The organism is Duganella aquatilis (genome assembly GCF_009674565.1).
Lineage (GTDB): Bacteria > Pseudomonadota > Gammaproteobacteria > Burkholderiales > Burkholderiaceae_D > Rugamonas > Rugamonas aquatilis.
In genome coordinates, this window is the sequence record NZ_WKJL01000008.1 from 139,398 (window position 1) to 153,992 (window position 14,595).

The following is a 14,595-nucleotide window of genomic DNA, read 5'->3' on the forward strand; positions in this document are numbered from 1 at the left end:
ATTACTCCTGGAGGGCAAGCACCGGCGACATGCGCATGGCCGTCAGCGTGTGACGGGTGGTGGCCAGCAGTGCGACCAGCGCCGCCAGCAGCAGCGCCGCCGCCAGCGTCCAGCCGGCGACCGGCGCGTGTTCGGTATAGGTGGCCAGATAGCGCTGGGTGGCCACCGCCGCCAGCGGCAAACCAATCACCGCGCCAATGCCGACCAGCACCGAGAATTCCCGCGCCAGCATCAGCGCGATGTCCTTGCTGCTGGCGCCGTGCAGCTTGCGCAGCACGATCTCGCGCCGGCTGCGCTGCACGCTGTAGGCCGACAGCACGTAGATGCCGAACGCCGCCAGCGCAATCGCTGTGGCGCTGGTGATGCCAAGGATGCGCATCAGCCGGGCGTCGTCCGCATAGCGCTCGGCCAGCACCGCTTCCTGCGTGGTCATTTGCATGATCGCGTTGGGGAAGTTGCGGCGCCACAGCGGATCGATCATGGCGTAAGCCTGCTCCAGCGAGGAAGATGTGCGTACCATCGCCACGGAGCCGGGACGCACACGGTAGATCAGCGCCTTGGCTGGCGCGCGCAAGCCCTGGAAACGGATGTCCGGCACAATGCCGATGATGCGGAATCCCTGTGGCAGGATGGCGCCCACCGCCTCCTGCGGCGTGGCGAAGCCCAGCGCGGCGGCGCCGGCGGCATTGAGCATCACGCCGCCGCTGTCCTTGTCGTCGTGCGGATCCAGTTGGGGATTGAAGCCCTGGCCGAAAACCGGGGTCAGGCGGCTCACCCCGAGCCAGCCGGGGCTGACGAACTTGGCCTCCAGCGGAATCTCGCCACCGTCGCGGGTGGCGACCAGGTTCATCAGCTTCAGGCCATCGCGTCCGACGGCTTCCGAGATGGTGGCCACGCCCTGCACGCCAGGCAGGCGGCGTAGTTGTTCCAGCATGGCGTCCATCGCCGGTTTGCCGAGGCTATCATCCGGCAGGTCCAGCACCAGCAGATTCGCCGGGTCGAAGCCGGGCGACGCATGGCTGGCATACCAGGTTTGCCAGCCGACGGCCAGCGTGCCGGCGCTGAGCGCCATCGCGCTGCCGAATTGCAGCACCGTCAGCACGCGGCGCAGCCACAGGCCGGCGACGGCCTCGCTGTTGCCGCGTCCCGCCAGGGCGCTGGCCGGACGTGCATGCTGCGCCAGCCATGCCGGATAGGCGCCGGCGGCCATGCCGATGACGATGCTGAAGGCCAGTGCGATCAGGCAGCTCAACGGCGTGAATATGCCATCCAGCCGGCGGTTCACCAGGTCGGAGAACACCGGCAGCAGCAGCCAGGCCAGCATCAGGCCGACGACGGCCGACAGCATGGCGGTCAGCACCGCCTCGCTGAGGAACTGGCGTACCAGCTGTCCGGTGGTGGCGCCCAGCAGCTTGCGCAGGCCGATCTCGCGCTGGCGGCGCAATGTGCGCACGGTCGCCAGGTTGACGTAATTGATCGCCGCCAGCAGCAGGATCAGCAAGCCGCCCGCCGCCAGTCCGAATACGCTGTTGCTGCTGCCGTAGCTGTCGCCGGCGCGGCTGGCCGCCATGTCCTCGTCGAAGTAGGCGGCGCGCAGCGACTGCATGCGGATGTCCGAGACATTACGCCCGTTCAGGCTCCTGCCCATGGCGCCATTCTTGACGCGCTGGTTGAGCGGAGAGCCTTCTATGGCCGCCTGCAGTTGCGCCGTCACGCCGTCGCTGGCGGCGCCGGGTTTGAGTTTCAGGTAGAGAATGCCAGTGAGCCATTTGTCGGCGGCGGTGTCGCGTTCCTCCCATGCGCTGCTGTGGGTGCCGACCAGCGCCTCGTATTGCTGGGTGCTGTTGGCCGGTGGATCGGGCAACACGGCGCGCACCTGCAAGGTCGTGTCCTTGATATGGACGCTGCGGCCCAGGGCCGCTTCGGCGCCAAACAGCTTGGCCGCGCCGCTCTGCGTCAGTGCCAGGCCGTCCGGCTGCGCCAGCGCGGCAGCCACGTCACCCGCCAATGCCTGAATGCCGAAGATGTCACGGAAAGCAGGATCCACCGCGAACAGCGGCAGCGCGTGCAGTTCGGTGCCGGTGCGCAGCGGCGTATCAATGTTCTTGATGAAGGCGGCCTCGCTCACCATGCCGCTGTTGAGCGCAATGTCGCGCAACGGCAGGGACGCGCGCAGTTGCCAATCCGGGCGCGCGAAGACATTGATGCGCTGCTTGACCACGAAGACGCGGTCGTTGTCCGGGATACTGCTGTTGTAGTTGAGGCAGAAAGCCACGTAGCCGAACAGCAGGAAGCAGGCGGCAAAGCCGACCGCCAGGCCGCCGGTGACCACCAGCGAGTAGGCCGGCTGCTGCAACAGCAGCCGCCAGCCGATGCGGAAATCGCGCAGCATCACGCTGCCTGCAGCGCATCGACCATCACGCGGCCGTCCAGCAGGTTCAGGGTGCGCGAGGCCTGCGCCGCGTGGTCGGGCGAGTGGGTCACCATGACCACCGTCGTGCCTTCGGCGTTGATGTCGCGCAGCAGGCGCATGACTTCATCGCCGTGGGCGCTGTCCAGGTTACCGGTCGGTTCATCGGCCAGCAGCACGGCGGGGCCGGACACCAGCGCGCGCGCGATCGCCACGCGCTGCTGCTGGCCGCCGGACAGCTGCGAAGGACGGTGGCCGGCGCGGTGGCCGACCCCCAGCTTGTCGAGCATCGCGGTGACGCGCTCGCGCCGTTCGCGCGCCGGCGTGCCGTTGTATTCCAGCGCCAGTTCGACGTTTTCGAATACCGTCAGTTCTTCGATCAGGTTGAAGCTCTGGAAGATGAAGCCGATGCGGCCGCGCCGCAGCTTGTTCAGCTGCGCCTCGCTCCAGCCGGCGATGTTCTGGCCTTCGAACCAGTATTCGCCGCGCGTCGGCACGTCCAGCAGGCCGAGGATGCCCAGCATGGTCGATTTTCCGCAGCCGGAAGGGCCGGTGATGGCGACGTATTCGCCCGCTTCAATTTCCAGGTCGATGCGGTCCAGGGCCGTGGTCTGGATTTCTCCCGCTTGGTGAACTTTGCTGACGCCGACGAGTTTGAGCATGTGCGTGTGCCTTATGGTGAGGTAGTGAGAGGTTACTGCGTAATTTGCAGGCGTGGTGAATTTCCATAGGCCGCGTAGCTGGACAGGATGACCTTGTCGCCTGGGCTCAGGCCTTCCAGCACTTCGATCTGGCTGTTGTTGCGGCGGCCCGTGCGCACCGCGCGGCGCTGGGCGTTGCGGCCGCTGGCGTCGACCACATAGACCCAGGCGCCGCCGCTATCGTTGATGAAGGCGCCGTTGGGCAGCAGCAGCGCCGGCGCCGGCTCGCCGAGGGTGATGCGAGCGTCCAGGCTCTGGCCGGGATTGAGCACCGGCGGCTGGCCATTGGTGAACACCAGCTCCACGGTGAAGCGGCCATCCTTGATCTGCGGGTAGATGGTGCGGATGTCGGCGCCGTAGGTGCGGCCATCCTGCTGCACGCTGCCGTGGCGGCCGACCGCCATGCGGTTCAGGTAATACTCATCCACACTGGCGGACAGCTTGAAGCGCGCTGGATCGTCGATGCGGCCGATGTTTTTGCCGGTGGCGATGGATTCGCCCACCTGCAGCCGGAAGTTGGTCAGCCGGCCCTCGACCGGCGCGCGCACGGCCAGCGCATCGACGGTGGCGGAGACCAGCTTCAAACCGGAGTTCAGGCCCTGGATCGAACTTTCCAGCTGCTGCTCGGCGCTCTGGCGCACGCGGCTTTCCGCCACGTTGGCGCGCTGCTCCTGCTGGAGGATGCGCTCCTGCTGCGTGACCTTGTCTTCCGACTCTTCCAGCGAAGCGGTGGAGATAAAGCCCTGCGCCGCCAGGCGTACGTTGCGCGCGTGCTGCTTGCGCACCTGGTCCAGCGCGAATTGCAGGTCGTCCAGGCGGCGCTGGTGGTCGCTGGCGCTGGATTCCTGCGCGACCCGCAAGTTGGACAGGTTGAAGACGCTGACCGAATGTTCATACTGGCGCGCCAGCAGCTCCAGGTTGCGCTGCGGGTTGGAGATGCGGAACAGCAGCTGGCCTTTTTTCACCAGTGCGCCGTCGGCGGCGAACACTTCCTCCACGCGGCCCGATTCCACCGCGTCGAGTATCACGGCGTTGAGCGGTTCGGCATTGGCGCGCACGATGATCTCGTCGACAAACACGCCGCGCGCGGCCTGGCCGATGCGCAGGTCGGCGCCGTCGATTTGCAGGCCGCGCGGCATCCACGACCACAGCGTCCAGGCGGTGGCCGCTACCGCGACCACGGCGGCGGCGATGATGGCGATACGCCTGCCGCGCCGGCGCGGAACGACGGTATCCATCGCAATGCCGCTGGCGGGGAGGGGAGTAGCGGCGGCTTCAAATTTTTTTTTGATATGCATACCGGCCTTACAGCAAACCCTGTGCCATGCCGGAAAGGCCTGTTTCTGGCTGCCTGCGGACGCAAATGGCCTGCAGGTGTTCATTTCCGGACACCGCGCGCTGTTCGCAAGTGGACAGCCCCCCGGAGTGGCCATTTACAGCGCTTTGGCGGCTGCTAGAATGCCTGCATGACTGCCTATATTCTGATCCTCGATGACGATGCCGACGTCGCCACTGCCGCCCAGCTGCTGCTGCGCCGACGCTATGGCCAGGTGGCCACCTTGTCCGATCCGGCGGGCTTGCCGGCGCTGCTGGCGCGCGGCGTGCCGGACGTGGTGCTGCTCGATCTGAACTTCACGCCGGGCCGCATCAACGGCGCCGAAGGGCTGGCGCTGATGGACGTTCTGCGCACCCAGGCGCGTCCGCCGGCGGTGATCGCCATGACCGCCTATGCCGACGTGCCGCTGGCGGTGGAAGCGCTGAAGCGCGGCGCCGGCGATTTCATCACCAAGCCGTGGGACAACGCGCGCTTGATCGCGGCGGTGGACCAGGCGCTGGCGCGGCGCCAGGCGGTGCATGGCGCCGCCGCCGGTTCGCCGGAGTTGATGGGCGAGTCGCGCGCCATGCGCGAGCTGAAGGCGCTGATCGCCAGCGTGGCGCCTACCGAGGCCAATGTGATGGTGCTGGGCGAGAACGGCGTCGGCAAGGAACTGGTGGCGCGGGCGATTCATGCGGCGTCGCGCCGCGCGGCCGGCACCATGCTGGCGGTGGACATGGGCGCCCTGCCCGAATCGACGTTCGAGAGCGAGTTGTTCGGCCACCGCAGAGGTTCGTTCACGGACGCCAGGTCCGACCGGGCGGGGCGCTTCCAGGCGGCGCGCGGCGGTTCGCTGTTTTTGGACGAAATCGGCAATATGCCGCTGGCGGCGCAGGCCAAGCTGCTGACGGCGCTGGAACGGCGCGAAGTCACGCCGATTGGTGCGGACAAGCCGGAGGCGATCGATGTGCGCATCATCAGCGCCACCAATCTGGACGAGGCGCGCCTGTTCGATCCCTCGGTGTTCCGCGCAGACTTGCTGTTCCGGCTGAATACCATCGTGATCCGCGTGCCGCCGTTGCGCGAGCGGCGCGAGGATGTGCCGCTGCTGCTGGCGCATTATCTGAAAATGTACGAGAGCCAGTACCAGCGGCCGTCGCGCGAAGTGGCCGCCGTCGCGATGGACGCGCTGACGCGGCATGACTGGCCGGGCAATGTGCGCGCGCTGCGCCACGCGTGCGAGCGCGCCGTCATCCTCGGCCAGGGCGCAGAATACGCGGTGGCCGATTTCGGCCTCGCCACCGCGCCGGCCGCGCCGCTCGGCTATCCGCCGCACGCGGAAGTCTCGGGCGGCGAGAGCGTTGATCGCGCCGCTGCCGCCGCGCCGGCCACCGACGCCACGCTGGACGCCATCGAACGCGCCGCCATCGCCGCCACGCTGGCGCAATTCAACGGCAATATCAGCCATGCCGCCAAAACATTGGGCATCAGCCGCGCCGCCTTGTACCGCAAGCTGGGCAAGCATGGCATCTGAACGTGCGCTCAAGTGGGGCGTGGCGGCCGGCGTGACTGGCCTGATGGCGCTATCCGCTGCCGCCGACCTGCTGTCGCTAACGCCCGAACCGCGCCGCATGGTGCTGTGCGCGCTGCTTGCCCTGGCACCCGCCACGCTGCTGTGGCAATGCCTGCGCCGCCTGACGCCGCGCGCGCCGCGCATGGAAAACATCCCTGCCGCCGCCCATGAAACATCGCTGCCGACAGACGCCTTGTTGTCGCTGGAAGCCCGTCTCGAACACGCCCCGATCGCCCTGTTCCGCATCGAACACGCGGCCGGCGCCGGCGCGGTGGCGCCGCTCAACGCCAGCGCGCGCCGCCTGCTGGCGCCCGGCCGCGCCATCGCACCGCAAGACCTGCACCAGCTGCTGGCCGCGCAGCCGGTCGGTCAACGCCAGCTGGTCAGCTTCGACACCGAACGCGGCGCCGAACGCGCGCTGGTCGCCGTCTCCGCGCTCACGCTGCAAGGCGCGTCGCAACGCCTGGCCGCGCTGATGCCGGTGGAAAGCGAACTGGAAGCCGAAGCCCTGAACGCCTGGCGCGAACTGGTGCAGGTGCTGACGCACGAAATCATGAACTCCCTGACGCCGGTGGCCTCGCTGTCGCGCACCGCCTGCGGCCTGCTGGACGAAGCACACGGCAACCTGCCGCCCGACATCGAGGCCGACCTGGATACCGCGCTGGACGCCATCGCCCGCCGCGCCGCCAGCCTGGTCGACTTCGTGGGCAGCTACCGCAGCCTGTCGACCGTGGCGCAGGCGCAGCCGCAGCGCGTGCTGCTGGAAGAATTGTTTGAACGGTTATCCGCACTGCTGGAACCGCAGTGGCAGGGCAAGCTGGCCTTCTCGGTGGAGCCGGCGTCGCTGGAAGTGATGATCGATCCCGGCCAGCTGGAACAGGCGCTGATCAATCTATTGAAAAATGCGTCCGAAGCCGCGACGCAGGCGCAGGTGCGTGCGCGCCTGAGCCGGGGCGGCCGCCTGCGCATCGACGTCTCGGACAATGGCCCCGGCGTGCCGGAAGCATTGGCCGCCCACATCTTCACGCCATTCTTCTCGACCAAGAAGCAGGGCAGGGGCATCGGCCTGGCGATGGTGCGGCACCTGGTGCACGCCAACGGCGGCACCGTGCGTTACGCGCGCTCGGTCGGCGCCGGCGCGCGCTTCATCTTGACGTTTTAGCGCACCATGTCCACGTGCATGATGCCGTCTTCGTCATACGGCTCGGTCACCGTCTTGAAGCCGAAGCTGCCGTAGAATTTTTCCAGGTGCGCCTGCGCGCCGATGCGGAAGGCATGACCCGGATGCAGCTTCTCGGACAAAGGAATTGCCTTGGCCAGCAGCTCGCGGCCCACGCCGGCGCCACGGCCGGCCTGCGTGGTCAGCACGCGGCCCAGCGACATCTCGTCGAACTTCACGCCCGGCGGCACGCAGCGCAGGTAAGCCACCAGCGTGCGCTGGCCGTCGATCTCGCGCCAGCCCATCAAGTGGTGGCATACCGGATCGCAGCCGTCGATGTCGGGATACAAACAGGTTTGTTCGAGGATGAAGACCGCTTGCCGCTGGCGCAGCACCTCGTACCAGTCGTTGCGGGGAATGTCGTCAAATGCCAGCCAGTGCCACTCAATCATTGCTTGTCTCGTTCGGGATCAAAACATAATTGTATGTGAAAAAAGGCCGGCGCCTCCATGGAGGGCCGGCCTGGCGATCAGCTGACGGTCGATTAAACGATGGTCAGGGTCACGTCGATGTTGCCACGGGTGGCGTTCGAGTAAGGGCAGACGATGTGGGCAGCGGCCACCAGTTTTTCGGCGGTTGCGCGGTCCAGGCCTGGCAGGGAGATTTTGTGCTCAACCTGGATGCCGAAGCCGGTAGGGATCTGGCCGATGCCGACGGCGGTTTCCACCGACACGTCTGCAGGCACGGCGATCTTGTCGCGGCCGCCAACGAATTTCATGGCGCCGATGAAGCAAGCGGCGTAGCCCGAAGCGAACAGCTGCTCAGGATTGGTGCCTTCGCCGCCGGCGCCGCCCAGTTCTTTCGGGGTGCTCAGCTTGACGGACAGGTGACCATCCGACGAAGCGGATTGGCCTTCGCGGCCGCCGGTGGTTTTAGCGTGTGCGGTGTACAGAACTTTTTCGATCGACATGATAATTCCTTTCAGTGAGTAGTTTGATAATTTACTACAGTTTGCGCCGTTTGCTGCGCCGATGTATGAACTATACATAGCGCACGATCTAATAGCAAGCTATATATTTGTATCGAGTTGTAACAGCTCATAATTGATAATGATTCGCATTATCTATAGAATGGGCAGATACTGTACGTGAAAGTGATCCGTGAAAAAGCTTTGGTTCCAGTTGCATTGGTTTGTCGGCATCACCGCCGGCACCGTCCTGATGGTGATCGGCCTGACCGGCGCCACGCTTGCCTTCCGCGAGGAGATCCTCGACGCCTTGAATCCCGGCGTGCGCACTGTCGCCGTGCAGAGCGCGCCGGTGATGGCGCCGCAGCAGATCATGCAGGCCGCGCGGCTGGTCAAGCCGCACGAGCGCGTCACCAGCATCATCCTGTATGACACGCCGGGTTCCAGCGCGCGCGTCGGCCTGGCGCCGGCGCCGGGCGAACGCAAGGGCGAAACGGTTTATCTGAATCCGTACAACGGCGCGCTGCTGCCGGAGCTGCATTACGAAGGCTTCTTCGAATGGGTCGAACAGCTGCACCGCTTCCTGCTGCTGCCGCGCGATCCGGGCAAGATGGTCAGCGGCGTGCTGGCGTTCTGCCTGATGGGGCTTGCGCTGAGCGGCCTGTATCTGCGCTGGCCGCGCCGCGTGTGGGACTGGCGCACCTGGCTGACCTTCGATACGCGCATGAAGGGCCGCTCCTTCCTGTGGGGCCTGCACTCGGTGGTGGGCACCTGGGTGATGGTGGTGTTCCTGGTGTTCACCATGTCCGGCGTGTACTGGGCCTTCGATCCGATCCGCGACATGGCGGATGGCTGGATGGGCACCCTGCGTCCGCCGCGCGACGCCGCGCCGAAACCGAAAACGCCGAAAGCCGACAAGCCGGCCAAGGCGGAAGCCGCCGACCTGACCGCAAGCTGGGCCACCTTCGAACAGAACGCGCCCAACTGGCATATGGCTTTCCTGCGTCCGCCGGAGCGCGCCAGCGCGCCGCTGCAGATCCTGTGGGTGGCCAAGGATGCGCCACACGTGCGCGCACGCAGCAGCATGTCGATCAACCAGCAGACCGGCGCCTTGCTGAAGAATGAGCTGTACGCCGACAAGCCGGTGGGCGCACGCTTCCAGTCGACCATCTATCCGCTGCACCTGGGGACGTACTTCGGCGTGGTCGGCCAGTTGATTGTCTTTATCGCCGCATTGGCGTTGCCGGGCTTCGGCATCACCGGCTGGATGCTCTACCTGAACCGCCGCAGGCAGAAGCGCATTGCGCGGGCCGAGCGCGCGCAGTTTGCGGCATCGGCGCCGGCCGGCGCGCAGGATGATCCGGTGCTGATGGCTTACGCCAGCCAGACCGGCCAGGCCGAACGCCTGGCGCTGCAAAGCGCGGCCGCGCTGCAAAAGGCCGGCGTGGCGGTGCACGTGCATTCGCTGGAAAAACTGACGCCGCCGCAGCTAGGCAAATACCGCCGCGCGCTGTTCGTCGCCAGCAGCTTCGGCGAAGGCGAACCGCCGGACAGCGCGCGCCGCTTCAGCCGTCTGCTGAACGCTGCAAAAGAAGAATTGAAGCACGTGCAGTACGCCGTGCTGGCGCTGGGCGACCGCAATTACGCGGAGTTCTGCGGTTTCGGCCGCACGCTGGACCAGCGCCTGGCGGTGCTCGGCGCGCAGCCGTTGCATCCGATGATTGAAGTGGACAACGGCGACGCCGGCGCGCTGGCCCGCTGGGGCAATGCGCTGCGCGGCCTGATGGGCAACGATGCCGCCGAGGTCGCGCTGACCGCCGCTGCCGACGACAGCGACTACGCCAGCTGGCGCCTGGACCAGCGCGTGCTGCTCAATCCCGGCAGCATCGGCTTGCCGCTGTACGAGATCACGCTGACCGGCGCCATCGGCGAAGGCTGGCGTCCCGGCGCGCTGGTGGACATCTGGCCGGGCCACTACGGTCCGGACGCGGCGCCGCGCCGCTATTCGCTGGCGTCGATTCCGCAGGACGGCAGCATGCAGCTGGTGGTGCGCCAGGTGCGCTGCGAACGCGGCCTGGGCCTGGCGTCCGGCTGGCTGACCGACCAGGCGGCCATCGGCGACGAGGTGCGCGTGCGCCTGATCGCCAACCCGTCCTTCGATGCGTATCCGCAGCCGGCGCCCGCCATCTACATCGGCAACGGCTCCGGCATTGCCGGCCTGCGTTCGCATCTGCGCGCGCGCGTGCTGGAAGGCGCGCAGCGCAACTGGCTGATTTTCGGCGAGCGTCAGCAGGAACACGATGCGGTCTGCGCGGAAGAAATCCGGGGCTGGCGCGCCCAGGGCTTCCTGCCGGAGCTGGATCTGGTGTATTCGCGCGACGTCACCGGCGGCGGCTATGTGCAGGACTGCATGCGCGACCGCGCCGACACGCTGCGCAACTGGATCGCCGACGGCGCCGTCATCTTCGTCTGCGGCAGCCTGCAGGGCATGGCCGGCGGCGTGGATGACGCGCTGGCCGCCATCATCAGCCGCGCGCAGCTGGAGCAGCTGACGGAGGAAGGCCGCTACCGGCGCGATGTATACTGATCCGGTCTAACCGATTGGAGCGGTCATGAAAAGCGTGCTTCTTCCTCTGATGTTGGTGTGCGTGACCGCGACGGCGGAACCCCTTGCGGACATGGACGCCGCGATCCGCAAGGGCGACTTCAAGCAGATCACCAGTGTCCTGATCTCCCAGGACGGCAAGCTGGTTCACGAAACCTATTTCGACAACGATGGCGCCGAAGGCTTGCGCAACACCCGTTCGGTCACCAAGAGCGTGACCGACATGCTGGTGGGGATCGCCATCGACCAGGGCAAGCTGAAACTCGATGCGCCGGTGTTTGCCTTCTTCCCCGACAAGCATCCGGTGCGCTATCCCGATCCGCGCAAGGAAAAGATCACCGTCGAGGATTTCCTCACCATGAGTTCCCTGCTGGAGTGCGACGATCAGAACCAGTACTCGCGCGGCAACGAGGAAGCCATGTATCTGCTGGAGGACTGGACCCAGTTCGCGATGGATTTGCCGATCCGCGGCTTTGCCGACTGGACCACCAAGCCCAAGGACGCGCCCTATGGCCGCAGCTTCTCCTACTGCACCGCCGGTCCGACCATGCTCGGTCCCGTGCTGGAGAAGGCCACCGGCGAAAAAACCGACCAGTTTGCGGCACGCACCCTGTTCAATCCACTGGGCATCACGAAATTGCGTTGGCAATACACGCCCACCGGGCCGGCCATGACCGGCGGCGGCCTCTATCTGCGCAGCCGCGACCTGCTCAAGCTGGGCGAGTTGTACCTGAACGGCGGCGTATGGGAAGGCAGGCAGGTGGTGTCGGCGGCATGGGTCAGGCAGTCGCTGTCGCCGCACGCGCAGGTCGATGAGAATACCGATTACGGCTATCTGTGGTGGCTGAAGAAGTTCACGCAGGACGGCAAAACCTACAGCACGGCGATGATGTCTGGCAGCGGCGGCAACAAGGTGATCGTGATGGCGGAACAGCGCGCGGTCATCGTCATCACCACCACCAACTTCCAGGTGCGCCAGCCGCACGCGGTCAGCGAGAAGCTGCTGACCGACTATATCTTTACAGCGCTGTCTCGTACCCTTCCAGCACGTTGACCACGTTGACGCCCAGCTCCTTGACCGCATAGCCGCCTTCGAAGATAAAGGCGGTCGGCAAATTCAGCCACGCCAGGCGCTCGCCGATCTTCAGGTAGTCCGCGCTTTGCAGGCTGAATTTCGACAGCGGATCGCCGCCGAAGGTATCGACGCCCAGCGACACCACCAGCGCGTCCGGCGCAAAGCTGCCGATGCGGATGCAGGCGGTTTCCAGCGCCGAGAACCACGCCTGCGTGCTGCTGCCGGCCGCCAGCGGCACGTTCAGGTTGTAGCCCAGTCCCGCGCCTTCGCCGCGTTCGTCGGCGTGGCCCAGGTAGAACGGGTATTCGCTGCGCGGATCGGCGTGGATGGAAATGAACAGCACATCGTCGCGGTGGTAGAAGATGCTCTGCGTGCCATTGCCGTGGTGGTAGTCGATGTCGATGATGGCGACCTTGCGCGCGCCGTCGTCCAGCAGGTGCTGCGCCGCCAGCGCCGCGTTGTTGAGGAAGCAGTAGCCGCCGAAGAAGTCCGCGCCCGCATGGTGGCCCGGCGGACGGCTCAGCACAAAGGTGCCGCGCTCGCCGAGGCGCAGCGCGTGCGCGGCGTTGACCGCGCAGTCGGCGCCGGTCTTGGCGGCGGTCCAGGTGCCGGCGGTCAGCGGCGTGCCGCTGTCCATCGAGTACAAGCCCATTTTGGCCGCGAAGTTGTCCGGCTCGATGTCGCTGCGCAGCGTGCGCACCGGCCACACGGAAGGGAAGGCGTCCTTCTTGGCGTTGGCCGGATCGAGCGCCACCCAGTCGTTCCAGGCGCTGCGCAGGAAGTGCAGGTAGCGCGGCGTGTGGACGCGCTCCAGCGACATCAGGGGTACGCCGTGCGGCGTGACGATGCGTCCCAGGCCGCGCCGGCCCAGTTCTCCCAATACCGAATCCACACGCTCCGGCTTTTCAAAGCAGGGCACCTGTTCGCCGCGAAAAAATTCGTGGCGTCCGCGGTGCTGCGCGTGCAGCTCGTTGTAGAAGGTGAGCATCAGTCACAGTCCTGGCTGGACCGGCACAGATTGCTGTTGCGATAGGCCGCCACGTAGTCGTCGAAATTGGCTTGCGGCGCCGCTTCCATCTCGGCCTGCTCGGCCAGCGACACGGCGGCCAGGCCGTCGAAGTAGGCCGCCTCGTCGGCGGTCGGCGGCTGGCTGCGGAAATAGGCCGCATGCTGTTCGCTCTGCGCCAGCGCGAAGGCGGCAAACGACTGGCCGTGGGCGCGCAGCGCCGCCAGCACCTTGGCCGACGGCGTCTGTTCGGTGTCGGTCAGCTTGACCGATTGCGCGTTGAGGGCGTCGCTGTGGGCACTGTCGCCGCGCAGCGAGTCGAGCAGGGCGGCCACCGGGCGGATGCGCTCCAGCAGCTCGGCGCCCCACGCCGGCAGCGGCACTTCGGCGTCGCCGTTGTGCAGCGTCAGGCCCGGACGGCGGCCTTCCTTGACGGTGCGGGCGAAGTTTTCGGTGTAGCGCGCGCTTTGCTCCGGCGTGATCAGCGGGCTTTCTTCCAGCGCGCAGAACAGCAGGAAGGCGTCGAGGAAACGGCCGGTGGCGACACTGATGCCGACCGGTTCGAACGGGTCGACGTCCATGCAGCGCACTTCGATGTACTGCACGCCGCGCGCACACAGCGCCTGGATCGGCCGTTCGCCGGTCTGGATCACGCGTTTCGGGCGGATGGTGGAGTAGTACTCGTTTTCGATCTGCAGCACGTTGGTGCTCAGCTGTATCCACTCGCCGTCGCGCTTGGTGCCCAGCGCCGCATACGGTTCGTAGGGCTGGTTGACGGCCTTGGTCAGCGCCGCCACGTAGCTGTCCAGGCAGTTCTCGTGCGGACGCAGGCCCGATTGGGCGTCGTTCTGGTAGCCCAGGTCGCTCATGCGCAGGCTGGTGGCGTAGGGCAGGTACAGCGTGTCGTCGGACAGCGTCTCCAGCTTGTGGGCGCGGCCGCGCAGGAAGCCGGCCGACAGCACCGGCGAGGCGCCGAACAGATACATCAGCAGCCAGCTGTAGCGGCGGAAGTTGCGGATCGTCGCCAGGTAGGATTCCGACTGGAAGGAACGCGGCGTCAGGCGCTTGCCGCTGACTTCATTCTCGTCCAGCACGCGCCACAGGCGTTCGTCCAGCGAGTAGTTGTAGTGGATGCCGGCGATGCATTGCATCGCCTTGCCGTAGCGCAGCGCCAGGCCGCGGCGGTACACATGCTTGAGCGTGCCCAGATTGGAGGTGCCGTACCAGGCGATCTCGATGTCTTGTTCCGCCGGCAGTTCGCACGGCATCGACTGGCTCCACAGCAGTTCGTTGCCCAGTTTGCTGTAGGCGTAGCGGTGGATGCCGTCCAGCTTGGTGATGGTGACGCCGATGTCTTTTTCGGCAGGCGTGATGAACTCCAGCAGGGTCTCAGCGTAATCGGTGGTGATTTGCGGATGCGTCAGCGCCGAACCCAGCGCGCCAGGATGCGGCGTGCGCGCCAGGTGGCCGGCGCGGTCAACGCGCAAGGTCTCCCGTTCGATGCCTCGCAAGCCGCCAGCCAGCACGGCGCGGTGTTTTTCTTCGGCCAGCAGGGCCAGGCGTCGTGTTAGAAGAGTTGGCAATTTGAAATCCTTTCTGGTGCAGCAAATAAATTATTGGTGCTGAGAGTAACCGAAATTGGCCGAACTCGCCGCCGGGCGGTAAAAAGAGCATTTTAACAAAAGCAGCGCCAGTCTTCGGTGCGCCACCCCGCCCACGTATTTGCCACACCGGACAGAACGTTTGGCAAACAGGAAAATTTTGTATTCCATTTGAAGCTACTC

General features: G+C 66.1%; 11 protein-coding genes. 4 read left to right on the forward strand and 7 right to left on the reverse strand.

The genetic code is table 11. The annotated features are described in order from the left end of the window. Window position 1: 1 nt before the first annotated feature. The 3 genes from GJ698_RS31275 to GJ698_RS13360 are packed head-to-tail and all read right to left on the reverse strand — an operon-like array spanning window position 2 to window position 4,409. Window positions 2-2,392 (reverse strand): FtsX-like permease family protein, encoded by a 2,391-nt coding sequence (locus GJ698_RS31275; protein WP_154358108.1) that lies wholly within the window; start codon window positions 2,390-2,392, stop codon window positions 2-4. Continuing rightward, a complete protein-coding gene (locus GJ698_RS13355) occupies window positions 2,392-3,072 on the reverse strand; it encodes an ABC transporter ATP-binding protein (protein ID WP_154358109.1) in 681 nt (226 codons plus the stop codon). The genes GJ698_RS31275 and GJ698_RS13355 overlap by 1 nt, the downstream gene beginning before the upstream one ends. Window positions 3,073-3,104: 32 nt before the next feature. Continuing rightward, window positions 3,105-4,409, reverse strand: coding sequence for an efflux RND transporter periplasmic adaptor subunit (locus tag GJ698_RS13360; RefSeq protein ID WP_229259971.1), 1,305 nt, complete (start codon window positions 4,407-4,409; stop codon window positions 3,105-3,107). Between the two features lie 168 nt (window positions 4,410-4,577). Here GJ698_RS13360 and GJ698_RS13365 point away from each other — a divergent pair, with 168 nt between their 5' ends. Both GJ698_RS13365 and GJ698_RS13370 read left to right on the forward strand, forming a co-directional pair. Next, a complete protein-coding gene (locus GJ698_RS13365; protein ID WP_154358110.1) occupies window positions 4,578-5,960 on the forward strand; it encodes a sigma-54-dependent transcriptional regulator in 1,383 nt (460 codons plus the stop codon). Beyond that, a complete protein-coding gene (locus GJ698_RS13370) occupies window positions 5,950-7,161 on the forward strand; it encodes a sensor histidine kinase (RefSeq protein WP_154358111.1) in 1,212 nt (403 codons plus the stop codon). Before GJ698_RS13365 ends, GJ698_RS13370 begins: the two co-directional genes overlap by 11 nt. Here the strand turns inward: GJ698_RS13370 and GJ698_RS13375 are convergent. Further along, window positions 7,158-7,610 carry a GNAT family N-acetyltransferase gene (locus GJ698_RS13375; protein ID WP_154358112.1) on the reverse strand — a complete coding sequence of 151 codons (453 nt, stop codon included), beginning with the start codon at window positions 7,608-7,610 and terminating at the stop codon, window positions 7,158-7,160. The genes GJ698_RS13370 and GJ698_RS13375 overlap by 4 nt on opposite strands. 92 nt (window positions 7,611-7,702) lie before the next feature. Further along, window positions 7,703-8,128, reverse strand: a complete 426-nt coding sequence (locus tag GJ698_RS13380) for an organic hydroperoxide resistance protein (RefSeq protein ID WP_154358113.1) — start codon at window positions 8,126-8,128, stop codon at window positions 7,703-7,705. 190 nt (window positions 8,129-8,318) lie between these two features. Between GJ698_RS13380 and GJ698_RS13385 the strand changes: the two genes are divergently transcribed. Next, the gene (locus GJ698_RS13385; protein ID WP_371865293.1) at window positions 8,319-10,712 is read left to right on the forward strand and encodes a PepSY domain-containing protein; all 2,394 of its coding nucleotides are present in this window, start codon (window positions 8,319-8,321) and stop codon (window positions 10,710-10,712) included. Window positions 10,713-10,737: 25 nt separating this feature from the next. After that, window positions 10,738-11,784 carry a serine hydrolase domain-containing protein gene (locus tag GJ698_RS13390; protein ID WP_208023818.1) on the forward strand — a complete coding sequence of 349 codons (1,047 nt, stop codon included), beginning with the start codon at window positions 10,738-10,740 and terminating at the stop codon, window positions 11,782-11,784. On the opposite strand, the gene GJ698_RS13395 is transcribed toward GJ698_RS13390, so the two are convergent. Further along, window positions 11,750-12,793, reverse strand: coding sequence for a histone deacetylase family protein (locus GJ698_RS13395; protein WP_154358114.1), 1,044 nt, complete (start codon window positions 12,791-12,793; stop codon window positions 11,750-11,752). The two genes, GJ698_RS13390 and GJ698_RS13395, sit on opposite strands and share 35 nt — an antisense overlap. Continuing rightward, a complete protein-coding gene (gene gshA, locus GJ698_RS13400; protein ID WP_154358115.1) occupies window positions 12,793-14,394 on the reverse strand; it encodes a glutamate--cysteine ligase in 1,602 nt (533 codons plus the stop codon). Before gshA ends, GJ698_RS13395 begins: the two co-directional genes overlap by 1 nt. Window positions 14,395-14,595 lie beyond the last annotated feature (201 nt).